General features: G+C 75.8%; 10 protein-coding genes. 1 reads left to right on the forward strand and 9 read right to left on the reverse strand.

The window, feature by feature from the left end; genetic code table 11:
* Window positions 1–67 precede the first annotated feature (67 nt).
* The 9 genes from LDL48_RS01850 to LDL48_RS01890 all read right to left on the reverse strand — a co-directional run bounded on the left by LDL48_RS01850 (window position 68) and on the right by LDL48_RS01890 (window position 22176).
* On the reverse strand, window positions 68–1408 hold the full coding sequence (locus LDL48_RS01850) for an MFS transporter (RefSeq protein WP_225253170.1): 1341 nt from the start codon (window positions 1406–1408) through the stop codon (window positions 68–70).
* Window positions 1405–5646 (reverse strand): type I polyketide synthase, encoded by a 4242-nt coding sequence (locus LDL48_RS01855; RefSeq protein WP_225253171.1) that lies wholly within the window; start codon window positions 5644–5646, stop codon window positions 1405–1407. The genes LDL48_RS01850 and LDL48_RS01855 overlap by 4 nt, the downstream gene beginning before the upstream one ends.
* Window positions 5643–10019 (reverse strand): MupA/Atu3671 family FMN-dependent luciferase-like monooxygenase, encoded by a 4377-nt coding sequence (locus LDL48_RS01860; RefSeq protein ID WP_225253172.1) that lies wholly within the window; start codon window positions 10017–10019, stop codon window positions 5643–5645. The genes LDL48_RS01855 and LDL48_RS01860 overlap by 4 nt, the downstream gene beginning before the upstream one ends.
* A complete protein-coding gene (locus tag LDL48_RS01865; protein WP_225253173.1) occupies window positions 10016–15142 on the reverse strand; it encodes a non-ribosomal peptide synthetase in 5127 nt (1708 codons plus the stop codon). Before LDL48_RS01865 ends, LDL48_RS01860 begins: the two co-directional genes overlap by 4 nt.
* Window positions 15139–15984, reverse strand: a complete 846-nt coding sequence (locus tag LDL48_RS01870) for a DUF5829 family protein (RefSeq protein ID WP_225253174.1) — start codon at window positions 15982–15984, stop codon at window positions 15139–15141. Before LDL48_RS01870 ends, LDL48_RS01865 begins: the two co-directional genes overlap by 4 nt.
* A complete protein-coding gene (locus tag LDL48_RS01875; RefSeq protein WP_225253175.1) occupies window positions 15981–17270 on the reverse strand; it encodes a cytochrome P450 in 1290 nt (429 codons plus the stop codon). Before LDL48_RS01875 ends, LDL48_RS01870 begins: the two co-directional genes overlap by 4 nt.
* Window positions 17263–17478, reverse strand: coding sequence for an MbtH family protein (locus LDL48_RS01880; protein WP_225253176.1), 216 nt, complete (start codon window positions 17476–17478; stop codon window positions 17263–17265). Before LDL48_RS01880 ends, LDL48_RS01875 begins: the two co-directional genes overlap by 8 nt.
* 79 nt (window positions 17479–17557) lie before the next feature.
* Complete coding sequence (locus LDL48_RS01885) at window positions 17558–20674, reverse strand: AfsR/SARP family transcriptional regulator (RefSeq protein ID WP_225253177.1); 3117 nt, start codon at window positions 20672–20674, stop codon at window positions 17558–17560.
* 143 nt (window positions 20675–20817) lie between these two features.
* The gene (locus LDL48_RS01890; RefSeq protein WP_225253178.1) at window positions 20818–22176 is read right to left on the reverse strand and encodes a hypothetical protein; all 1359 of its coding nucleotides are present in this window, start codon (window positions 22174–22176) and stop codon (window positions 20818–20820) included.
* A 151-nt stretch (window positions 22177–22327) separates the two neighbouring features.
* Here LDL48_RS01890 and LDL48_RS01895 point away from each other — a divergent pair, with 151 nt between their 5' ends.
* Window positions 22328–23518, forward strand: coding sequence for a GNAT family N-acetyltransferase (locus LDL48_RS01895; protein WP_225253179.1), 1191 nt, complete (start codon window positions 22328–22330; stop codon window positions 23516–23518).
* Window positions 23519–23625: the final 107 nt, after the last annotated feature.

Raw genomic sequence — 23625 nt, forward strand, 5'->3', positions numbered from 1 at the left:
CGCGCCGCCGCGCGGTCCCGGCGGTTAAGCCAGGAGCGAAGCCGTCGGCCCGCACCGCCGCCGGCGCTCACCGGTGGGGCCGGTCCGGCACCGCGTCCGGGAGGTCGATGTCGATGCGCATCAGCCGGGATGATGCCAGGCCGGCCGCGCCCACCAGTACGCACGCGACGCCGACCAGCACGAACATCAGCGCGATCCCCCGTCCGGGGCCGACGCCCAGCAGCCGCGCGGGTGAGTCGGCCAACGCCCCGCCCGGCAGCATCATCGGGCCGAAGACCCGGTCGGCGAGAAGCCCCGCGGTGAGAAAGCCGACCGGCGCGGTGGACGTGGCCAGCGTGCGGCGCAGGGCGAACACCCGGCCCTGCAGTTCCAGGGGCACCTTGGCCTGCCAGATCGCCTGGCTGCAGCTGTTGATCACCGGGATGAAGAAGTACAGCCCGAACAGCGCGGCCGCGACCAGCGGGGCGGACGGGCGCAGCCCGGCCAGCACGGTGCTCACGCCGAGCAGCAGACCCGCCACGACGACGCCGTAGACCTTGCGTTTCGGGCCGACCCACAGGCTCATCACCACGCCGCCGAGCAACAGGCCCGCGACGCCGGCCGAGGTGGTCAGGCCGACCACGCCGGCGGAGGCGAAGGACGCCACCAGCGGCACGCCGAGCACGAGCGCGAACGAGAAGAAGACGTTGATGGCCATGAAGAACAGCAGGAGCCGGACCAGCGCGGGCCGGCCGACCAGATAGCGCCAGCCCTCGCGGACGTCCGCGATCAGTGAGCCGTGGCGGGCCGGCGCGCCGCCGCGCGGGCTGGGAATCCGGACCAGCCACAGCGCGGCGATCGAGACCAGGAAGGTGCCGGCGTCGATCAGCACGATCCCGGCCAGCAGCACCGCCTCGACCAGCAGGGTGGCGAGCACCGGCGCCAGCGTCTTGGCGGCGGCGCTGGCGAGTTCCACCATCCCCGCCGCACGGCCCAACTGCGCCTTGGGGACCAGCAACGGGGGCACCGAGGCGTACGCCGGCCAGTAGAACGCGTTGGCGACCGCCACCAGGCCGATCACCGGATAGATGTGCCAGATCCGGAACACCCCGGTGAGCACCAGCACGCCGAGGCCGGCCATGGCGGCGGCGCCGAGCACGTTCGCGGCCATCAGCGTGCGACGCCGGTCCCAGCGGTCCACCAGGGCGCCCGCGAACGGTACGAGCAGCACGATCGGCAACTGCGCGAAGAACATGATCAACGTGAACGAGGTGGCCGAGCCGGTCTCCCGGAACGCCCAGACGCCGAGCGCGAACGCGGACACCTCGGATCCGATCACGGAGGCGAACTGGCCGGCCCAGATCGCCACCCAGGTGCGCATGCCGGACTGCGGTGATGCGGACGTACTGGCGGTGGTCTGGGTGGTCACGACGCCTCCTGGTCGGATACGGGACGCTGCGGGATCCAGCCCTGGCCGGCGAAGAAGCCGAGCAGCGTGTCGAAGTAGCGCGGGTCGTCCAGCCGCCGGGAGGGCAGGTCGGCGCCGCCGAACTCGCGGGCGTTGGCGGTGGCGAACGCGGGCATCTCCCGGTCCGGTGCCGCGGTGAGCAGGCTGCCGAGCGTGGCGAGCGCCGGGTCCGGATCGGTCTCCAGCCGCTCGTCGAGCGCGGTCCGCCACCGGGTGAAGGGCACCCGGTCCAGGCGGTAGCCGGCGTCGCGGACCAGCTCGAAGATCCGGTCCCAGGCCAACGGCTGCTCGGCGATGTTGTGGAAGGCACGGCCGGGCGAGTCGGGCCGCAGCGCGATGGTCACGATCTGCCGGGCCACGGCGTCCACCGGCCCGCCGTGCTGCGGGAACGACCGGGCCGGCGCGAGGCCGAGCCGGACGCAGCCCTGCACCAGCCGGGTGTAGTAGTCGTCCGGGTTGCTCACCCCGGTGGTGGTGGCACCGAGGACCACCCCGGGCCGGTGCACCGCGACCGGTACGCCGCGGCGGCCCGCCTCCCAGACCAGTTGCTCGCCGACCCATTTGCTCTCGCTGTACGCGGTGTCGTGCCCGACCGGGGGCGGCAGCGGACCGTCCTCACCGATCGTGCCGGGTACCCCGCCGGCGAGCGCACCGGCCAGCACGGCGAGCGTGGAGACGTGGTGCACCGGGGTACGCCGACCGGTGGCCGCCATCCGCAGCACCTCCTGGGTACCGAGCACGTTGGTGTCCCGCAGCGCCCGGTACGGGCGGACGAAGTTGACCCAGGCGCCACAGTGGACGATCAGGCCGGTCCGCTCGGCCAGCTCGGTGAAGGCGGCGCCGGTCAGTCCGAGGCGCTCGCGGGACAGGTCGCCGGGCACCGCGACCAACCGCTCCCCCGCGGCTTCGGCGGCACCACCCAGCCCGGACCGGTCCAGCGCCGCGCGCAGACGTTCGGCCGCGCCCCGCGGGTCGTCGGCGCGGACCAGGCAGTGGACCGTGGCGGTGGTGCGGCGCAGCAGTTCGGCGCAGAGGTGGGCGCCGAGGAATCCGGTGGCCCCGGTGAGGAACACGTCGGTGACCGGCCCGGTTGCGGGCGGCACGTGGTCCGCGGTGATCGCCGGGTCGAGCCGCGCCTCGGCGATCAGGTCCGGCCGGTCCGCGGTGCCGCCGCGGGCGCGTTCGGCGAGCAGGCCGGCGAGTTCCGCGACGGTCGGGTGGGCGAACAGGTCCCGGACCGTCACCGTGACGCCGAGGTCGGTGCGTATCCGGCGGCCGAGTTGCATGGCGAGAAACGAGTGCCCGCCGAGCGCGCCGAAGTCGTCGTTCCGGCCGACGTGCGGCACGCCGAGGAGGTCCCGCCACAGCCCCGCGAGCCGCCGCTCCCGGTCGCCGCGCGGCGCATCGGCAACCGGCCCCCGGTCGCCGCGCCGGTCGCCGTCCGCAGAACGGGCTCCGCGTCCGTCGCCATCCGCAGAATGGGCCCGTGGGCCGTCGCCGTCCGTAGAGAGGGCCCGTGGGCCGTCGCCGTCCGCAGGGAGGGCTCCAGGGCCGTCGCCGTCCGCGGCGGTGGCCGGTGGCCGGCCGCCGGCCGGGATCCAGTGCCGGCGCCGCTGGAACGGGTACGCCGGCAGCGGCGTCCGCCGCGGCCGGGCGGGCCCGTGCAGCGCCGCCCAGTCCACGTCGACGCCGGCCTGCCAGAGCCGTCCCACGGCACCGACCAGGTGGGCGAGGTCCGATCCGCCGTCCTGGGCCCGGGGCAGCGAACTCACCGCCACCGGTACCGGCGTCAGTCCCTGCGCCCGCACCAGCGAGGTCAGCGTCTGACCCGGCCCGACCTCCAGCACGACCCGGCCGGGCCCGCGGACCGCCTCCCGCACGCAGTCGGCGAACCGCACCGGCCGGCGCAGGTGCCGGGCCCAGTACGCCGGGTCGGTCGCGTCCTCCGCCCGCAGCCAGGTGCCGGTGACGCCGGACAGCACCGGCACCGCCGGCGTGCCGAGCCGGTACCGGCCGACGCGGGCGGTCAGCTCGTCCAGGAACGGTTCCACCATGGCGGAGTGGCTGGCCACGTCGATCGGCACCGGCCGCGCGTCGACGCCGTCGGCGGCCAGCCGTGCGGCCAGCTCCGCGATGGCCTCGCGCGGCCCGGACACCAGGGTCATCCCGGGCGCGTTGACCGCGGCCACGTCGACGTCCGGGCCGAGCCGCTCCCGCAGCGGCCGTTCGGCCAGGGCGACGGAGAGCATCCGGCCGGGCGGCATCCGGGCGAACAGGTCACCGCGCAGGACCGTCAGATCCAGCGCCTCGGCGAGCGTGAACACCCCGGCGGCGCAGGCCGCGGCGTACTCGCCGAGGCTGTGCCCGAGGACCGCCCGGGGGCGTACGCCCCACGACTCCCAGAGCCGGGTGAGCGCCCATTCGACGGCGAAGATGCCGGCCAGCACCGCCGACGGATGCTCCTGGGTCTGCCCGGACAGCAGCGCGGCCCGCAGGTCGAGGCGCGGCGCGAGCAGGTCGGCGCACTCGTCGACGGCCGCGGCGAACACCGGCTCGGCCCGGTACGCCTCCGCGGCCATGCCGGGGTGCTGGCTGCCGCCGCCGGGATAGGCGAACACCACCTGCCGCTCGCCGGGCGCGCACCGGACGGTGCGGGCGGCGCCGGGCGCCCGCAGCGCCGCGACGGCAGCGGCGCGGTTCCCGGCCACGACGAATCCGCGTTCCGCGAAGTGCCGGCGGCCGGCCTGCAACGTGTACGCGGCGTCCGCCAGCCGCGTGTCACCGGCGTCCAGGTGGTCGGCGAGCCGGCGCATCGCCTCGGCCACCGCACCGGTGTCCACGCCGGAGACCGGGAGGAGCTGCCAGTCCCGGTCCGGCCCGGCGGGCTCCACCGCGGGCGCCTGTTCGAGCACCACGTGCGCATTGGTGCCGCCGACGCCGAAGGAGCTGACCGCCGCCCGGCGCGGGTGGCCGGCGGCGGGCCAGTCCCGGGCGGTGCGCGGCAGGTAGAACGGCGAGGTGTCGAGCTTCAGCTCCGGGTTCGGGGTGTCCAGGTTGGCCAGCGGCGGTATCCGGCCGTGCTCCAGTGCCAGCGCGGCCCGCATCAGGCCGACCACGCCGGCCGCGGCGTCCAGGTGACCGAGGTTCGCCTTCGCCGAGCCGAGCGCGCAGAAGCCCACCCGGTCGGTGCCGGCCCGGAACGCCTCGGTGAGCGCCGCCACCTCGATCGGGTCGCCGAGCGGGGTGCCGGTGCCGTGCGCCTCGACGTACCCGATGGTCTCCGGCGGTGTTCCGGCGACGGCCTGGGCGGTGGCGATCACCGCCAGCTGGCCGTCGACGCTCGGGGCGGTGAAGCTGATCGCGCCGGCGCCGTTGTTGTTCACCGCGGTGCCCCGGATGGTCGCCCGGATGTGATCGCGGTCGCGCAGCGCGTCGTCCAGCCGGCGCAGCACCACCACGCCGCAGCCGTACCCGGGAATGGTGCCGTCGGCGCTGGCGTCGAACGGCCGGCAGTGGCCGCCGGGTGACAGCAGTCCACCCTCGTGGGCCAGGTAGCCGGTGTGCAGCGGCACGTGCAGGCAGACCCCGCCGACCAGGGCCATGTCGCACTCGTACGCCAACAGCGCCTGCACCGCCAGGTGCGTGGCGACCAGCGACGTGGAGCACGCGGTCTGCACGGTCAGCGCCGGACCGGTCAGGTTCAGCAGGTACGCGGCCCGGGCGGCCAGGAAGTCCTTGTCGTTGAAGTTGCGCGCGTAGTACGCGGCCGGCGAACGCAGGAACCGGGGGTTGGTGAGCAGGTTCGCCGACAGGTACTTGTTCATGAAGCAGCCGGCGTACATCCCCACCGAGCCGGTGAAGCGCGCGGTGTCGTGCCCGGCGTCCTCCAGCGCCGACCAGGCGCACTCCAGGAACACCCGGTGCTGCGGATCGAGTTGCTCCGCCTCGCCCGGCGTGAGGCCGAAGAAGCCGGCGTCGAACCGGTCCGCGCCGTCGATCACCGCCGCGGCCGGGACGTAGTCGGGATCGTCGACCAGGGCCGGGTCGTTGCCGGCCGCGACCAGTTCGCCGGCGGTGAACCGGCGGACCTGCTCGGTGCCGTCGCGTACGGTGCGCCAGAACTCGTCTACGGTGTCCGCGCCGGGCAGCCGGCAGGCCATCCCGGTCAGCGCGATCGGCATGGGCGTGTCGTCACTCATCCGGCCCTCCCGGTACGCCGCGGGTGTGCGGACCGGGCCAGCGCGGCTCGTCGCCGCGCGCCGTCGGCGGCGGCCTCGGTGGCCACCTGGGCCGGGCCGCCGGGCGGGTGGCCCGGATCGTGCCGGCGGGCGTCCAGCACCGCGGCGAGCGCCGCCACGGTCGGATACCGGAACAGGTCCAGCAGCGTCACGTCCACCCCGGTCGCGGCGATCAGCCGGGCCCGGGCCCGCACCACGAGCAGCGAGTTCCCGCCGAGCGCGAAGAAGCTGTCCGAGCGGCCGACCGCGTCGACCGGCAGCAGTTCCCGCCACACGCCGGCGACGAGTTCCTCGGTCGGTCCGACGGGAGGCTCGTGCGGCCGGTCGGCCGCGCCGGTGCCGGGCTCGGGCAGCCGGCGCCGGTCCACCTTCCCGTTCGGGGTCAGCGGCAATTCGTCCAGCCGGCCGAAGGTGGCCGGGATCATCGCCTCGGGCAGCCGGTCGGCCAGGAACTCACGCAGCGCCTCGGCGGCCGGCATCGGTGTGCCGGGCCGGGGCACGGCGTACCCGACCAGCATCCGCTCCGCGCCCGTACCGCGGACCGCGGCCACCGCGGCCTCGACCGCCGGGTGCGCGGCCAGCGCGGCCTCGACCTCGCCGAGTTCGACCCGGTGCCCCCGGATCTTGACCTGGTCGTCGAGGCGGCCGAGGTACTCCAGCATCCCGTCGTGGCGCCACCGGACCAGGTCGCCGGTGCGGTAGAGCCGGGCGCCGGGCCGTTCGCCGAACGGGTCCGGGACGAACCGGTCGGCGGTCAGCCCGGGCCGTCCGTGATAGCCGCGGGCCACATAGTCGCCGCCGAGCAGCAGTTCGCCGGGCACCCCGACCGGGGCGAGACGCAACCGGGCGTCGGCCACGTACGCCCGTGCGCCGGGCAGCGGCCGTCCGATCCGGATCGCGCCGCCGTCGACCGGCGCGCTGGTCGCCCAGATCGTCGCCTCGGTCGGTCCGTACATGTTGTGCACCTCCGGCACGGCCGAGCGCACCCGGCCGGCCAGGTCGGCGCCGAGGGCCTCGCCGCCGAGCAGCATCCGGCGCAGCCCGCCCAGCGCGGCCGGGCCGCCGTCCTCGGCCAGGACGAGCCGGGCGAGGGACGGCGTGCACTGCAGGTGGGTGGCACCGTAGCGGCGCAGCTGGTCGCTCACCGGGTGCACCGCGGCGGCCCGCCGTTCCAGCGCGGCCGGCACCCGGGCCAGGTGTTCCAGCCCGGCGATCACCTCCGGTTCGGCGACGCCGAAGTCAAGCAGGCAGGCGACCTCGTCGACGCCGATCCCGGCCAGCCGCTCGATCATCGCGGCGGCGTCGTCCGGGGTGCCGAGCAGTCCCGCGGTGGCGGTGAACCGGTCGACCGCGCGGTCGATCAGCGGCTCCAGGTCCTCCGGCGGCAGCGCGCGCAGGTCGGCGCCGGCCGCACCGCCCAGCCCGGCCACCAGGTCGAGCGACGTCCGCAGGTAGGCGCGCAGCGGTTCGCGGGCGGTGCCGCGCGCCTGGTCGCGGTCCGGGCCGACGAAGGTGTGCAGCATGACCACCACGTGCCCGTCCCGGCCGGAGCGGGCGTGCGGGCCGTGTCCGGCCGCCCGCCACGCCTGCCGATACGCCATGATCTTGTCGGCCAGTTCGGCCAGATCGTGTCCGAGCAGGTGAGTGAGCAGGCCGGCGCCGAGTTCTCCGGCGGCCCGGAAGGTGTCCGGATGCCGGGCGCTGGTCAGCCAGCACGGCAGGTCGGCCCGCACCGGCCGGGGGTGCACGCCGACCTCGACCGGCGTGCCGTCGCCGGAGCGCCGGGTCACGGTGCCGCCACGCCACAGCCGCCGGACCTCCTCGATGCCGTCCACCATCACCCGTTTGCGGTCGGCGAAGCGGTCCGGCGCGAGTACGAAGTCGCGGGCGTGCCAGCCGGAGGCGAACGACACCCCGACCCGGCCGCCGGAGAGGTTGTCCACGGCCGCCCACTGTTCGGCGACCTCGAGCGGGTCGTGCAGCGGCAGCACCACACTGCCGGCCCGGATGTCGACCCGCTCGGTCCACGCGGCCAGCGCCGCGCCGGTCACGGCGGGGTTCGGGAACAGCCCGCCGAACGCGTGGAAGTGCCGCTCCGGCGTCCACACCGCGGCGAAGCCGTGCCGGTCCGCGAACCGGGCGGCGGTACGCAGCAGCCGGTACCGGTCGCCGGCGTGCGCGGCGGCGCTGTCGCTGCCGAAGAAGAAGACGCTCAGGTCGGTGCGCCGGACCGCGCGGGCCCCCGCCGCGGCCGGGTCGCCGATCGCCACCCGGTGTCCCCGGGTCAGCGTCCAGAGCAGCTCCAGCACGGAGATGTCGAACGAGACGCTGGTGACGGCCAGCCAGGTCGGCTGCTCCCGGTCCGGCCCGTCGCCGAGCAGCGCGTCCATGCCACCGGCGAAGGCGGCGAGGTTGCCGTGGCTCACCGCGACGCCCTTGGGCCGGCCGGTGGAGCCGGAGGTGTACATCAGGTAGGCGAGGTCGTCCGGGCCGACCACCGGCTCCGGGCCGGCGGCCGGGCCGGCCGGGCCGGTGACGTCGAGCGCGTGCGGTGCCAGACCGGCGGCCATCGGCAGGCGCGGCCCGTCGGTGAGCACCGCGAGCAGGCCGGCGTCCGCGGCCACCAGCCGCAGCCTGGCCGCCGGGTAGGCGGGGTCGAGAGGCACGTACGCGGCGCCCGCCCGCAGCACGCCGAGCAGCGCCGCGACCAGCCATCGGGTCCGGGGCAGGTGGACGCCGATCCGGCTGCCCGGTCCCGCGCCGAGCGCGCGCAGCCGCGCGGCGACCGTGCCGGCGGCGGCCCACAGCTCGGCGTAGGTCCAGGCACCGTCGGCGTCCCGCAGCGCCACCGCCGCCGGCCGCTCCGCCACCCGCCGGGAGATCCGCCGGTCGACCGTGTCCGGCACACCCGGTGCCGTCGCGTCCCGGCCGGACCACCGGGCCAGCCGGGACGCCTCCTCCGGCGCCAGCACCGGCAGGTCACCCACCGGGGCACCGGGCGCGTCCAGCGCCGCGCCGAGCACGGTGGAAAAGCGCCGCCCGAGGTCGCCGGCGGTGCCCGCGTCGAACAGGTCGGTGCGGTACTCCAGCCGCCCGCCGCACCCGTGCGCGCCGTCCACCAGGCTCAGCGTCAGGTCGAACCGGGCCGCGCCGGTCTCGCCGGGCTCCGCGGTGACCTCGCAGCCGGGCAGCCGCCACGCGGTCACCTCGTCCGTCCGGTAACTGAACAGCACGTCGAACAGCGGGTTGCGGGCCAGGTCGCGTTCCGGCCGCAGCTGCTCGACCAGCCACTCGAACGGCACGTCCTGATGGGCGAGCGCGGCCCGGACCACGCCGCCGACCCGGGCGACCAGCGCCGCGAACGACTCGCCGGCCGGCACGTCGACGCGCAGCGCGAGCGTGTTGGTGAAGAAGCCGATCAGCGGTGCGGTGCGGTGCTGGTCGCGGTTGGCCACCGGGGTGCCGATGACCACCCGTTCGTCGCCGGTGCACCGCGAGACCAGGACCGCGAACGCGGCCAGCAGCACGCTGTACGGCGTGCTGCCGGTGGACCGGGCCAGTTCGGCCACCCGTGCCGACGCGCCGTCCGGCAGGGCGACGGCGATCGCCGAGCCGTCGTATCCGAGTACCGGCGGCCGCGGGTGGTCGGTCGGCAGCGCGGCCAGTTCCGGTACGTCGGCGAGCGCGGCGCGCCAGTAGTCGAGCGAGCCGGCACCGTCGCGGCGCAGCCGTTCCTCCTGCCAGCGCGCGTAGTCGTCGTACTGCCAGGTCAGCTCCGGCAGCTGCGGCGGACGGCGAGCCAGGTGCGCGGCGTAGCACTCGCTGATCTCCCGGCCGAGCAGTTCCGCGGACCAGCCGTCCGCGACGATGTGGTGCGCGGTGAACGTGAACAGGTGATCGGCCGGCCCGGTCCGGAACACCACGGCCCGCCACAGCGGCCCGGACACCAGGTCGAACGGCTGCCGGGCCGCCGTCGCGGCGGCGGCCCGCACGGCGGCGGCCGGGTCCGGCTCGGCGGCGAGATCGACCAGGGTCAGCGAGGGTACGCCGGCGTCCAGCACCCGCGGCACCGGCTCACCGTCCGGGGCGGGAAACACCGTTCGGAGCAACTCGTGCCGGCGCACCACCGTGCTCAGCGCCGCGTCCAGCGCGGTCACGTCGAGCGGGCCGCGGATCCGGAAGCCCAGCGGCACGTTGTAGACCGCCGAGCCGGGCACCAGCTGATCGAGGAACCACAGCCGGCGCTGCGCGTACGACAGGGGGCGGGCCGGCTCGGCCAGCGCACGCAGGCGCGCCGCCAGCCGGGCCCGGTCGTCGAGGTGTCCGGTGGTCATCCGTCCACCTCCGCGGTCCGGGTGCCGGTGGGTCCGCGGTCGCCGCGGCCCGCGCCCGGGCCGTCCGTCTGCTCGAGTTCCCGGAGCAGGGCGGTGACCTCCGCGTCGGACAGTTCGTCGAGTCGGTCCAGCAGGTCACCGGCGTCCGGCCGGGCGGGGCCGGGTCTCCGGTCCGGCACGGGTGGGCCCGTGTCGACCAGGGCGGCGAGGGCGGCCAACTCCGGGCGCTGCAGGAAGTCGGCCAGCCGTACGTCCACGCCGAAGTCCTGTTCCACCTGGTTGATCAGGCGGGTGGCCAGGAGCGAGTGGCCGCCGAGCCGGAAGAAGTCGTCGGTGCGCCCGACGCGGTCCACGCCGATCAGGTCGGCCCAGATCCGGGCCAGGCGCTGCTCGGTGCCGGTGCCGGGCGGCACGTACCGGTCGTCCGGCCCGGTGGGCGCGGGCGTGGGCAGCGCGGCTCGGTCGAGCTTGCCGGTGGTGGTCAAGGGCAGCGCGTCCAGGGCCACCCAGACGTCCGGGATCAGGTGCGCGGGCAGGATTCCGCCGAGCCGCCGGGCGACCGCGTCCGTGCCGTCCGGGCCGGACAGCACCAGGTAGGCGACGAGGCGCTGGTGCCCGGGCGGGCCGGTGGGCAGGACGGCCGCGTCGGCCACGGCCGGATCGGCCCGCAGCGCCGTCCGGATCTCGCCCGGCTCGATCCGGAAACCGCGGATCTTGACCTGGTCGTCGGTGCGGCCGACGAAGTGCAGGGTGCCGTCGGCGCGCCAGCGCATCAGGTCGCCGGTGCGGTACATCCGGGCGCCGGCCGGCCCGAACGGGTCGGGCAGGAAACGTTCGGCGGTACGCCCGGGCCGGCCGAGGTAGCCGAGCGCCACCCCGGGCCCGCCGATGTACAGCTCGCCGACCACGCCGACCGGCACCGGGTCCAGCCGGTCGTCGAGCAGGTAGACCGGCGTGTTCGCCTCGCCCCGGCCGATCGGCACGCTGGCCTCGCCGTCCGGCAGCCCGGTGATCAGGTGGGAGGTGGCCAGGGTGGTGGTCTCGGTCGGGCCGTACAGGTTGAGCAGCCGGGCCGGGCCGGTGCCGGTGCCGCGGCGGGCCAGCAGCGTGCGGACCGCGCCGGCGTGTGCGGCCTCGCCGCCGAACATCAGCGTGCGCAGGCCGTCGAACGTCTCCGGCCGTCCCGTCGCCACCTCGTTGAAGAGGGCGGTGGTGAGGAACAGCGTGTCGACGGACAGGGCGCGCAGGTGGTGCTCCAGCGCCGCCGGGTGCGGGAGGACGTCGGGCGGGATGACGCAGACCGTGCCGCCGCACAGCAGCGGGCCCCACAGCTCGAACAGGCTCGGATCGAAGATCGGATTGGTGGCGTGCCCGAACCGCAGGCCGGCCTCGAACCGGACGTAGCGGGTGCCGGAGAACAACCGCAACACCCCGCGGTGGGTCAGCGCGATCGGCTTGGGCCCGCCGGTGGAACCGGAGGTGAGGAAGACGTACGCGGCGGCGACCGGCGACGGTGGCGCCGTCGGCGGCAGGAGCGGATCGCCCGCCTCGGGGTGGTCGGCCTCCGGATCGTCGGCGTGGACCACCACGGCGGGCAGGGCGGTGCCGGCCGGGAGGTGAGCCGTTCCGGTGACCACCACCCGGACGCCGGCCGCCGTGATCACCTGCGCCAGCCGGGCGGCGGGTGCGGCGACGTCCAGCGGTACGACGGTGGCGCCGAGCCGCAGCGTCGCCAGGTGCGCGGTGATGTGCGGCACGCCGCGCGGCAGCAGCACGCCGACCGCGGTGCCCGGTCCCACGCCGGCGCGCGCCAGCCGGCCGGCGAGCGCGTCGGCTCGCCCGGCCAGCTCCCGGTAGGACACCGCGACCTGCCGTCCGTCCCGGTCGAGGAGGGCCAGCGCGGGCGCGTCCGGGGCGGCCGCGACCTGCGCCGCGAACAGGGTGGGCAGGTCGCTGTCCACCGGGAACGGCGGGGCCGGCGCGTTCCACCCGTGCAGCACCTGGTCGCGTTCGGTGGCCGGCATCGCCGACAGCGCGCGCACCGGTTGCTGTGGTGCGCCGACGGCGTGGTCGAGCAGCGTCAGGTAGTGCGTGACCATCCGCTCGGCGGTGGCCCGGTCGAACAGCGCCGTGGCGTACTCCCAGATCAGCGTGATCGAGTCGGCGCCGTCCCGGTGCGGGCGGCCGACCCGCTGCTCGGCGCGCGGAATGACCACGACGTTGAGGTCGGTCTTGGCCGAGCCGTTGTGCCGTTCGGTCACGGTCCCGCGCAGACCGCCGAACTCCAGGTCGGGCACGGCCGAGTCGTGGAAGCTGAACATCACGCCGAACAGCGGGTTGCGGGACGCGTCGCGGGCCACGCCGAGGGCGTCGATCACCCGGTCCAGCGGTACGTCCTGCCAGGCGGCGGCGTCCACCACGGTGTCCTGTGCCCGGCGGGCCAGCTCGGCGAGTCCGGCGTCGCCGGAGACGTCCAGGCGCAGCGGGAGCGTGTTGACGACCATCCCGATCATCCGTTCCAGCTCGGCGGCCCGCCGGTTCGCGAAGCCCGCGCCGATGACCAGGTCGGTCTGCCGGGTGTACCGGCGCAGCAGCGCGCCGAACCCGGCGAGCATGACGGCGTAGAGCGTCACGCCGTGCCGCCGGGCGAACCGCCGTAACCCGGCGGCCAGTTCGGCGGGCAGGTCGCGCCGCACGGCATCGCCCTGGAACGTCTGCCGCGGCGGGCGTGGCCGGTCGGTGGGGAGGTCCAGGGCCTGCGGTACGCCGGCGAGCCGGCCGGTCCAGTGGGCGACGTGCCGGTGCAGCGTCTCGCCGCGCATCCGGCCGCGCTGCCACATCGCGAAGTCGCCGTACTGGATCGGCGGTGCCGGCAGCGTAACCGGCCGGCCGTCGCGCAGCGCCGGATACAGGTGCTCGATCTCGCCCAGCAGCACCGCGAACGACCATCCGTCGTGGACGAAGTGGTGTTCGACCTGCACCAGCATGTGGTCGTCGGCGGCCAGCCGCAGCAGTGTCCAGCGGGCCAGCGGCGGCCGGGTCAGGTCGAACGGGGCGCGCAGAGCCTCGGCCACCAGCCGCTCCGCCTCGGCCCGCCGTTGCCGCGGCGGTATGCCGGTCAGGTCCCGCACCGGCATCGTCACCGGCATCGGCGGCAGCACCCGCTGCACTCCCCGGCCGTCATGGTCGACGAACGCGGTGCGCAGGATCTCGTGCCGCCGGACGATCTCGCTCAGCGTGGCGTGCAGCGCGCCCGCGTCCAACGGGCCGGTCAGCCGGATCGTCATCTGGGTGTTGTAGGCGAGGTTGCCCGGCGCCAGCCGTTCCAGGAACCACACCCGTTCCTGCGGGAACGACAGCGGCAGGTAGCGGTCCCGGTTGGTCGGGCACACCGGCGGCAGCACCGGCGCCGCGGTCCCGGTGGCCGCCAGCGCGGCGAGTCCGGCGACGGTCGGTGCCGCGAAGATGTCCGGCAGCGGTATCTCCACTCCCAGCGCGGCCCGGATCCGGGCCGCGAGCCGGCCGACCAGCAGGGAATGGCCGCCGAGCGAGAGGAAGCTGTCGTCACGGCCGGGTTCGACGCCGCCGAGCAGGTCGGACATCAGGCCGGCGATGGTGCGTTCCACGTCGTTGCGCGGCGCCCGGTGTCCGGCGCCGGCCGCCGTGGTCCCGACCGGCGGCAGCGCCTCCCGGTCGATCTTGCCGCTGGCGGTGAGCGGCATCCGGGGCAGGACGACCAGCGCGGCCGGCACCATGTAGCCGGGCAGCATGCCGGCCAGCACCGCGCGCAGCTCCACCGGATCGACGCCGGCCCCGGTGACGTACCCGGCCAGCACCTCGTCGCCGGCGTCACCGGACGGGCCGGGCCGCACCACGGCGACCGCGTCGTGCACCGACGGGTGTTCGCGCAACCGGGCCGCGATCTCCTCCAGCTCGACCCGGTGGCCGCGCACCTTGACCTGGTGGTCGATCCGCCCGAGGAACTCCAGTTGACCGTCGGCCAGGCGGCGGACCAGGTCGCCGGTGCGGTAGACGCGCGCGCCCGGCGGGCCGTCCGCGTCCGGCACGAACCGCTCGGCGGTCAGCCGGTAGCGGTTCAGGTAGCCGCGCCCCACTCCGACGCCGCCGACGGCCAACTCGCCGGCCGCCGAGTCCGGTACCGGCCGCAGGTCCGGACCGAGCACCACGGCACGCAGCCCGGGCAGGGGCCGGCCGATCGGCGGGCGGGTGCCGTCGTCGCCGTCGATGTCCGCCTCGGTGGCGATCACCGTGGTCTCCGACGGCCCGTAGGCGTTGATCAGCCGGCGGCCCGCCGCCCAGCGCGCCGCGACCTGCCCGGACAGCGCCTCGCCGCCGCTGAGCAGCACCCGCAGGGCGGGCAGATCGGTCACCGGCAGCATGGCCAGCACGGACGGCGGCAGCAGCGCGTGCGTCACGGCGGCTCCGCGCAGCCGGGCGACGAGCCGTTCGCCGTCCAGCCGCTCGGCGGCCGAGGCGATGACGAGCGTGCCGCCGACCGCCAGCGTGCACGCGATCTCGAAGACCGACGCGTCGAACGCCGGGGTGGCGAACTGCAGCATCCGGGTGTCGGTGCCCAGGCCGAGCGCGGCCTCCTGGGTGGCGATGAGGTTCGCCAGCCCGGCCTGGGTGAGCACCACGCCCTTGGGCCGGCCGGTGGAGCCGGAGGTGTAGATGCAGTAGGCGGCCTCGCCGGGCGGGACCACCACCGGCGGGAACGCACCGGTGGGCGCCGCCGCGGCCGGATCGATGCGGATCACCGGCTCGTCGCCGAGGTCGGCGAGGCCGTCGGTGATCACCGCCGCCGCGTCCGCGTCGCGCAGGCAGTAGCGCAGGCGCTCGGCCGGGTGCTCCGGGTCCAGCGGCAGCCAGGCCGCGCCCGCCCGGGCCACCGCCAGGATCGCGACGACGGCGTCCGGGCCCCGCCGGAGCGCCACTCCGACGATCGCGCCCGGCCCGGCGCCGGCCGCGCGCAGCCGTACCGCCAGCGCTGCGCTGGCCCGGTCCAGCTGCGGATAGGTGAGACGGTCCGGGCCGTACTCGACGGCCGTTCCGGCGCCCGCGGCGACCTGCGCGGCGAACCTCTGCGCGAACGCGGCGCTCACCGTGCCTCCCCCGCCTCGACGGTCCGGCGCGGCGCCGCATGCGGCACGAACGACCAGGTCGATCCGTCCAGAGTGGAGGATGGGCCGAAGGCCCGTGGTGGCGTGACCGGCCGGCGCAGGACGAGGTCGACCGCGGTGACGCCCTCCGCCGCGGTGTCGTCGGCGACCAGGCGCAGCAGGCTGTCCGGGCCGCGCAACGCGATCTCGCCGGCCGTACCGGCGTCGGTGTATCCCAGCGCCCGCAGCACCGCCGCCAGCCGGGCGGTCCGCGCGGGCGTCAGCCGCAGCGTCACACCGCTCACGTCGACCAGCGCGAGGCCGGGATCCGGCGGTCCGCCGAGCGCGGCGTCCAGGTAACCGGACCGGGCCAGGGTCCCGTCGTCGCCGCGCCGGGCACCGACCCGGTCGAAGTACTCACCGGCGACCTCGGCCAGCATCAGCCGGATGCCGTGGTCGCCGTCCAGCTCCGGCTCCAGCAGGTGGTACCAGGGCCGCGAACCCGCACCGGGCACGTCCCGGTGAACCAGTTCGGAGCGGGCCGGCAGACCGGCGGCGGCGAGCCGGTCGCGCGCCTGCCGGAGGGTGCCCGGCCGCTCGAAGGACAGCGAAAGCCCCGCGCACAGGCCGGGGAACGGCGGTGCCGACGCCGGAAAGAACTCCACGATGGTGTTGCTGCCGGCGACGCCGACCCCGGCGTAGGTGCCGGCGATCGAGCTGGTCAGGCGCTTGAGCTTGACCCGGGCGAAGTCCTCGCGCAGGAACGACGAGCCGGCCACCGCGGCGTAGGCGTCGTCGTCGAGGACCAGGAACACGTGGTCGAAGAGCGGGGCGGTGCCGGTCACGGTCGGTTCCTCCGGTGGTCGTCGTGGTACCGCAGCGGCAGCGTCCGCAGCAGGCGCAGCGATCCGGTGGGGGTCCACTGCGCCGGGCCGGCGGGCCGGGGCCGGTCGAGCCGGCGCAGCAGCGCACCGATCGCCACCTCGCCCTCGGCCAGCGCCAGCGGCGCCCCGAAGCAGGTGTGGATGCCGGCGCTGAAGCTGAGGTGCGGGCGCCGCCGGCGGGTGATGTCGAACCGGTCCGGCTGCTCGTGCGCGGCCGGGTCGCGGTTGGCGGCGGCGAGCATCGCGAGCACCGAGTCACCGGCCCGGACGGTACGTCCGCCGAGCGGCACGTCGGCCACCGCCACCCGGTTGGTCATCTGCAGCGGCGGCTCGAACCGCAGGGCCTCCGTGACGGCACCGGCGAGCAGGCCGTCGTCGGCGCGCAGCGCGGCGAGCTGGTCCGGGTGCGCCAGCAGCAGGCGCACGGCGCTCGACACCAGCGCGGTCATGGTGTGCAGGCCGGCCGCCGCGTACAGCACGAAGAGCAGGTTGGCGTGCAGTTCCTCGTCGCTGACGAAGTGGCCGCCCTCCCGGGCCAGGCGCATGTCGTCGATGAGGTCGCCGGTGGGCCGGCGGCGGCGCTCGGCGACCAGCTCGGCCAGGCGGTCCCGGGCGGCGGTCGCGGCCTCGCTGGCCCGCGCCCAGACCGGCAGCGGGGTACGGGTGCCGACCGCGCGCATCGGCGCCGACCAGCGCGCGAAGTCCGGCCAGTCCGCCCGCGGGATGCCCATGATGTCGCAGATGACGTGGAACGGCAGGCGCGCGGCGTAGTCGGCGACCACGTCGATCTCGCCGCCGCCGGGCCGGAGAATCTCGTCCAGCAGACCGTCGGCCAGCGTGGTCATCCGGTCCCGGCGGGCCTGGACCGCGCCGGTCGTGAAGTGCGGCCACAGCACGCCGTGCAGCCGGGTGTGATCGGGTGGGTCCCGGTGGGCGATCCACTGCTGGCCGATCAGCAGGTACGGTCGCGCCTCCTCCGGGATCGCGTCGGCGGCCGGTTGCGCGCCGGCCCGGGCGCCGGCCCGGCGGGCCTTTCCGAAGCGCGGATCGCGCAGCACGGTGAGTGCGTCGGCGTGACCGAACACGTACCAGGCGCCCGGATATCCGACCAGCGCCGGCAGGCCCCAGTGGACCGGCTCGGCCGCACGGTACCGGGCGTAGACCGGGTACGGGTCGCTCAGCAGCGCGGGATCGGAGGGGTCGAAGGGCGACAGCTGGCCGGTGGCCGTCGCCACCGCCTCACTCATCGCCGCCCGCCGCCGCTGCCTCGGACGCCCGGCGCAGGCTCGCCGGGCGCAGATCCGTCCACACCTGGTCGATGTACGCGAGGCAGCGCTCCCGTTCACCCGCCACGCCGGTCCGGTGCCACCCGGCCGGCGGCGGCCGGTCCGCCGGCCAGATCGAGTACTGTTCCTCGTCGTTGCGGACCACGTGGAATTCGGCGATGGCGTCCATGGCGGCGAGCGTCCCAGGGGCCGCTGTGGCGGCACTGTAACGGCGCTGTGGTCACCGCCCCGCCCGGTCGCGGACCGGGTCAGGACACCTCGGCGAGGCGAGCCGCCAGGGGTACGGCGTCCGGCGCGCCCAGGCCCTGCAGGATGTCCAGCGCCTCCCGCCAGGCCGCCGCCGCCTCGTCGGGCGTGCCCGCCGCGGCCGCCGTGTCGCCGCGGCCGACCAGCGCCCGGGCGAGCGGGCCCGGCATGTCCAGCCGCCGGAAGACGGCCTCGGCGCCGGCCAGGTGGGTGCCGGACTCCGGCAGACGACCACAGGTGCGGTACGCCGTGCCGAGCAGCAACAGGCTCATGCCCTCGGCGTACGCGTCGGCGATCCGCCGGGCGAGCGCCAGGCCCTGGTGCAGCGTGGCGATCGCGCGGTCGTCCCGGCCGGTCCGCATCTGCAACTGGCCCAGCGCCACCGTCCCGTACACCTCGCCGTTGCCGAAGCCGACCTGGCGGCTGCGGCGCACCGCGGTGTCCAGCGCGGCCTCCGCCTCGTCCGACCGGCCCAGCGCGCCGTAGGCGATGCCGAGATCACAGTGCAGGATCGCCTCGTTCAGGCTGTCCCCCACCTGCCCGTAGCGCCGCAGCGCCTCGACGTAGCAACCGGCCGCCTCGCCGACCCGCCCCTGCTCGTAGTGCACCGCGCCGAGACTGTGCCAGGCGACCGCCTCGTCGGCCGGAGCCCGGTGGCCGGACAGCAGGGCGAGCGACCGCTCGGCGCTGACCCGGGCGGCGTCGCGACGGCCGAGGGACCGTTCGCAGACACCGAAGGCGGCGAGCGCCCAGCCCTCGCCGCGGCGGTCGCCGTGCTCGCGGAACAGCTCGGCCGCGCGGCTCAGATGGCGCAGCGCCGGGCGGTGCCGGTCCTGCACCGAATAGAACTCGCCCAGGTTGTGGCGGGCCGCGGCCAGCCCGGCCGGGTCGTGGCCACGCCGGGTGGCGGCCACGGCCACGATCCCGGTGGTACGCCAGTCCTCGATGTGGTTGTGCAGTTGGCAGAACCGCGACAGGGACAGCGCCAGGTCCCAGGCCAGCGGGTCCCAGCCGTGCGCGGCGGCGTGCAGCACGGCCGCGACCAGCGTGGCCCGCTCGGCCTCGAACCAGCGCAGCGGCTCGCCCACGTCCAGGTCCCGGAGCAGGCCGGCCAGCGGGCGGCGGGGCGAGCGGCTGTACGCGAGCCGCGGCGTGCGCCGCAGCCGCAGGTCCATCTCCTCGGCGACGGTCAGACAGGCGGTGTACGCCCGGCGCAGCGCCGCCTCGCGGACCGCGGCCTGGTCCGCGCGGCTGGACAGTTGCCGGGCGTACCAGCGCACCAGTTGGTGGAAGCGATAGCGCGGCAGGCCGGCGCGGGCGGTGGGTGCGACGCTCAGCAGCCGTGCCTGGACCAGCGCGTCGATGGTGTCCTCGATGTCGGCGGCCGGGCGGTCCAGCACGGCGCCGGCCAGCCAGGCGGCGAAGTCGGGCACCTCCAGCGCCGCGAGCAGCCGCATCGCCGCCCGCTGCTCCGGACTGATCGCCTGGTAGCTGAGGTCCAGCCCGCGGGTGACCGCGGCGTCCGGGCCGTTGAGCACCTGCAGGCGCCGCCGTTCGTCGCCGAGCCGGCGGGCCACCCAGGCGAATCCACGGTGCGGGTGGCCGGCCAGGCGGCTGCCGACCACCCGGAGGGCGAGCGGCAGCCCGTCGAGCAGCGCCACGACGCGCGCGGTCTCCGCGGGCTCCCGCGCGGTGCGCGCCTGGCCGACGACGCGCCGCAGCAGGTCGGTGGACTCGGCCGCGGAGAGCCGGTACAGCTCGACCGCGGGGTGCGGTCCGATCCCGGGCATCGGCGCGCGGCTGGTGATCAGCACCGCGCAGCTCGACGACCCGGGCAGCAGCGCGCGCACCTGCTCGGCACCGGCGACGTTGTCCAGCACCAGCAGTACCCGCTTGCCGGCCAGCAGGGAACGCAGCATCGAGGACCGGGCGCCGGCCTGGGGCGGCACCGACGGCATCGGTACGCCGAAGCCCACCAGGAGCTGGCCGAGCGCGTCCGCCGGGTCCACCGGCCGGGTCTCGCCGCCGAGGAGGTCGATGTACATGGCGCCGTCCGGGAAGTTCCCGGCGACCCGGTGCGCCACGTGTACGGCCAGGGCGCTCTTGCCGATGCCGGGATCACCGGTGATCGCCGCGACCGCCGGGTAGGCGCCGTCCGGGTGGTCGCCCAGCATCCGCACCAGCGTCTCGCCGGCGCCCGCGCGGCCGACGAAGTCCGGCAGGTCGGGCGGCAGCTGGAACGGTCTGGGTGGCTGCGGGCGCGGCGGGGTGCGGATGCCGATCTCCGGCGGGTCCGGCTCGCCCCGGCCCGGCACACCGGGACCCGGCTCCAGCGGGCGCCGGTTGAGGATCGTGTGCTCCAGCTCGGACAGCCACGGTCCGGGGTCGAGACCCAGTTCGTCGCAGAGCGTACGGCGCAGCTGCCGGCAGTGACCGAGAGCGTCGGCGGCCCGGCCCAGGCCGTAGAGCGCCTCGATCAGCAGCCCGTTGACCTCCTCGTCGAACGGATGCGCGGCGGCCAGCGTGGTCAGCTCGCCGATGATCGCGGCGCCGTCGCCGAGGACCAGGTCGGCGCGCAGCCGGGCCACCAGGCCGACGTGCCGCAACTGGGTGAGCCGGGCGACCTCGGCGTCGATCGCCGCGCTCGACGCGACGTCGCCGTAGGGCGCCGCGTGCCACATGTTCATCGCGTTGCCGAGCTGGGCGCGGGCCGCCGGATAGTCCCGGTCGGCGAGGCTGGCCCGGCCGTCCGCGATCCACCGGGCGAACTCGGTGGCGTCGAGTTCACCGGGAGCCACGGTGATCCGGTAGCCGTACGTGTCCCAGGCCAGCGGCCCCGCGTCCGCCGGAAGCGTGCGGCGCAGCTGGGACACGTACCACTGCAGAACGTTGCGCGCCGTGCGTGGCGGGTCGACCGGCCACAGCTCGTCGACGAGTTCGTCCACGCCGACCGTGGCATTGGCCCGGATCAGGAGCCGGGCCAACAGCGAACGCTGTTTGGCGGCCGCGACCCGCACGGACCCGCCCCGGTCGAAGATGGTCAGGCCACCGAAGACGCCGTAGCGCAGCCGGCCCGCGTCGAAGCCACCGGAAACGACCGCATTCGATTCTCCACCCATGCGCGCCCCACCCCCGTGAAAGGCACAAATGACGGCGGTCAGCCATCGCCTCCACAGTAGCCGGTGACACCCGGCCACCCGGAACCGCTGGACGTACGGACCCGGGTGGACCGACCCGCCAGGACTCCGGCGGAGGGGTGTGGTCAGCGGGCCACGAGATCGGTGACGGGCGCGCCGAACTGGACGACGGTCAGGTGGCCCCCCGCGGTCAGCGGCGTGGGCACGCGCGCGGTGCGGTGGACCGAGCGGGTCCGCGTGTCGATCGCGGTGATGCGTCCCTCGCCGCCGCTGGTGACGAACGCCTTCGCGCCGTCCGGGGTGATGGCCGTGGCCCGGGTCTCCGCGCCCGCCGGCGGCCGGCCCTCGACCGGGCCCTTCGCCAGCGGGGCGAGGGCGACGGTTCCCACCACCCGCCGGTAGGTGGCCGAGCGCGGGTCGGCGTCGATCAGCGTGGTGACGTCGCCCTGCGGCGATGCGGTGGTGACGGCCGCGTACCGCGCGGACAGCGCCAGCCGGCCGGGCAGGCCGTCGGGCAGCTTCGTCAGGCCGGACCGTGCCGTCGAGGTGTCCAGGGTGTGCACGTGGTTGCGCTGCTCCGCCCACTGCTCCGGAGCCAGTCCGGTGTCCTCGGCCACCGAGCCCCAGACGGTACGGTCGTCGGCGCCCCAGCGCGGCCGGTAGTTCTGCACGATGGCGCGGGTGGCGGAGTACGCCACGCTGGTCCGGCCGACCAGGGTCGTCGCCGGCAGGGCGACCCCGTCGACGCCGTCGGCGGTGGTGCTGAAGTGGCGGTCGCCGCGGCGGGACCCGAGCGGGCCGTGGTTGCCGTCACCCAGCGGCGCACTGCTCGTCGCCGCCGGCACCCGACCGGCCAGGACGTCGGCGAGCGGGAACGTCCGGAACTTCCCGCCGGCCGCGGTGACGATCTGCGTCGGCCGCCCGCCGAACGTCACCTGCACCTCGGTGTAGGCGCCGCCGACCCGGTCGACCTCGACGGGAAGCTGGCGGACGGCGAAGGTGTGCAGGTCGACGACCGTGACGCTCTGGTCGGCGGAGTCCTCGTACGCGGAGGTGATGCCGTAGTAGCGCAGTGACGGGTCGACCGCGGCCCAGGCGGCGCCGGCCCAGGTGCGCCCCGCGGTCGGGATGGCGACGGACCGCTCGATGCGCGGCCGGCCGGCCCGGTCGAGGCGTACCGCGTGGACGGTGCCGTGCTCGTCGGCGAGGATCACCCGGCCGTCCGGGAGGGGCACGGTGCCGGCGTGCACATCGACGTCGAGGTCGTCGAGGGAGCCGGTGCGGCGCAGGTCCGAGGCGCGCAACACGTGCACCGCGCCGGCCGCCGCATCGGCCGCCACCAGGAACGCGCCGCGGCCCGCCGCGGCCGGCGCCGCGGCGGCCGTCCCGCTCGGGGCGACGGTCAGGCCGAGGATCACCGCCGAGCCGATCGCCGCGAGCGCACGCCGCCGAGGAACAAGCCAGGACGTAGATGTTGATGTCATGGCGACGACCTTATTGGAAATGGTTTTCAGTGTCTACCGACAACCGGGCGTGATCGGCGCCATGATCGCGACCTTATTGCCAAGAGTTTGCAACTACGAAAGACTGGCGCCGTCGCCGCCCGCACCGGCAGATCCACACGGAAGGTTGACGATGCTCGAAGTCCACACCGGTGCGGCCATGCCGCCGCCGCTCGTCGACGACCTGGTCGACGTCTACACCGAGGTGTTCGGCGCAGCGCCCTGGCACGAGCACCCGGCGGCCGCCCACCGGTTCCGCCGGCGGCTGGCCGCCGATGCCGGCCGCGACGGATTCCGCCTGGTCACCGCGCGTACCGGCGACCGGATCGACGGCTTCGCGACCGGGTGGCTCACCCGCACCCCACTACCCGCCGAGCGGGCCTACCCCGCGGTCACCCGCCAGCTGGGCCCGGACCGGGTCCGCGCGCTGCTCGACACGGCGTTCGAGGTCGACGAACTCGCGGTCCGGCCCGCGGCACGCGGCCGGAACCTGGGCCGCCGACTGCTGCACCTGATCACCGGGACCGCACCGCACGGCCGGGCCTGGCTGCTGACCTCGCGGCACGCCGCCGACACGGTCGCGTTCTACCGGCGGACCGGCTGGACACCGGTGACGCCCCTGCCGGGCACCGGCAACGACGTCGTCGTGTTCCTCGCGCCGCAACACCCGCACGGCCTGGCGGACACCGACCTGTCCGGGGTGGTCGCCGCCTGGGTGCACGGTTGGGCGATCTCCCGCACCGTGCCGGCGCCGACCGCGGTCCCCGGTGGATGGCGCATCCCGGTCGGGCTTCCCGGACATCGCCTCCGGTACGTCCTACCGGCCTGCGACGAGGAATCCCTGGCCGGCCTGAGCCGGCGACCCCACGCGCCGGGCACCTGGATCAAGGTCGCGGGCGAACCCGCCTGCCTTCGCCGGCGCCTGCCCTCCCCCTGGGCGATCGCCGACACCGGCCACCTCATGACCGCGCCGTTCAGCCCCGGCGCGGCGACCGCGCCCGCGCCCTACACCATCCGGATCACCACCACCGGCGCGGTGATCGTCGCTTCCGTCGTCGACGCCGCCGGGGACACCGCGGCCTCGGGACGGCTCGCGCCCGCCGGCCGGACGGGCGTGATCGACCGGGTCGAAACGGCACCCCGGCACCGTCGGCGGGGCCTGGGCACCGCGGTCGTGCGCGCGCTCAGCGACAACGCCGCCCGGCGGGGCATGCACACCGGGGTTCTCGTCGCCACCGACGACGGCCGCGACCTGTACCGGGCCCTCGGGTGGACCGTCCGAAGTCCGATGGCCGCGGCCCACCTGCCGGAACCCCCCGGCTGATCGCGCTCCGCGCCGGTGCCCGCCGCCTGGGTGGGTATGGCGTTCCCAGGAAGCGCTGGGCCTGCTCAGCCGTGTCCGCCCGGGTCCGGGCGGCCGAGCATGGAGCC

The organism is Jidongwangia harbinensis, from assembly GCF_020216025.1.
Lineage (GTDB): Bacteria > Actinomycetota > Actinomycetes > Mycobacteriales > Micromonosporaceae > Actinoplanes > Actinoplanes harbinensis.

What these genes read in the sequence shown, in the direction of transcription:
- LDL48_RS01855 (WP_225253171.1), bottom strand. Translation starts at nt 5,646, where the DNA reads ATGAGTGACGACACGCCCATGCCGATCGCGCTGACCGGGATGGCCTGC.
- LDL48_RS01860 (WP_225253172.1), bottom strand. Translation starts at nt 10,019, where the DNA reads ATGACCACCGGACACCTCGACGACCGGGCCCGGCTGGCGGCGCGCCTG.
- LDL48_RS01875 (WP_225253175.1), bottom strand. Translation starts at nt 17,270, where the DNA reads ATGAGTGAGGCGGTGGCGACGGCCACCGGCCAGCTGTCGCCCTTCGAC.
- LDL48_RS01880 (WP_225253176.1), bottom strand. Translation starts at nt 17,478, where the DNA reads ATGGACGCCATCGCCGAATTCCACGTGGTCCGCAACGACGAGGAACAG.
- LDL48_RS01885 (WP_225253177.1), bottom strand. Translation starts at nt 20,674, where the DNA reads ATGGGTGGAGAATCGAATGCGGTCGTTTCCGGTGGCTTCGACGCGGGC.
- LDL48_RS01890 (WP_225253178.1), bottom strand. Translation starts at nt 22,176, where the DNA reads ATGACATCAACATCTACGTCCTGGCTTGTTCCTCGGCGGCGTGCGCTC.
- LDL48_RS01895 (WP_225253179.1), top strand. Translation starts at nt 22,328, where the DNA reads ATGCTCGAAGTCCACACCGGTGCGGCCATGCCGCCGCCGCTCGTCGAC.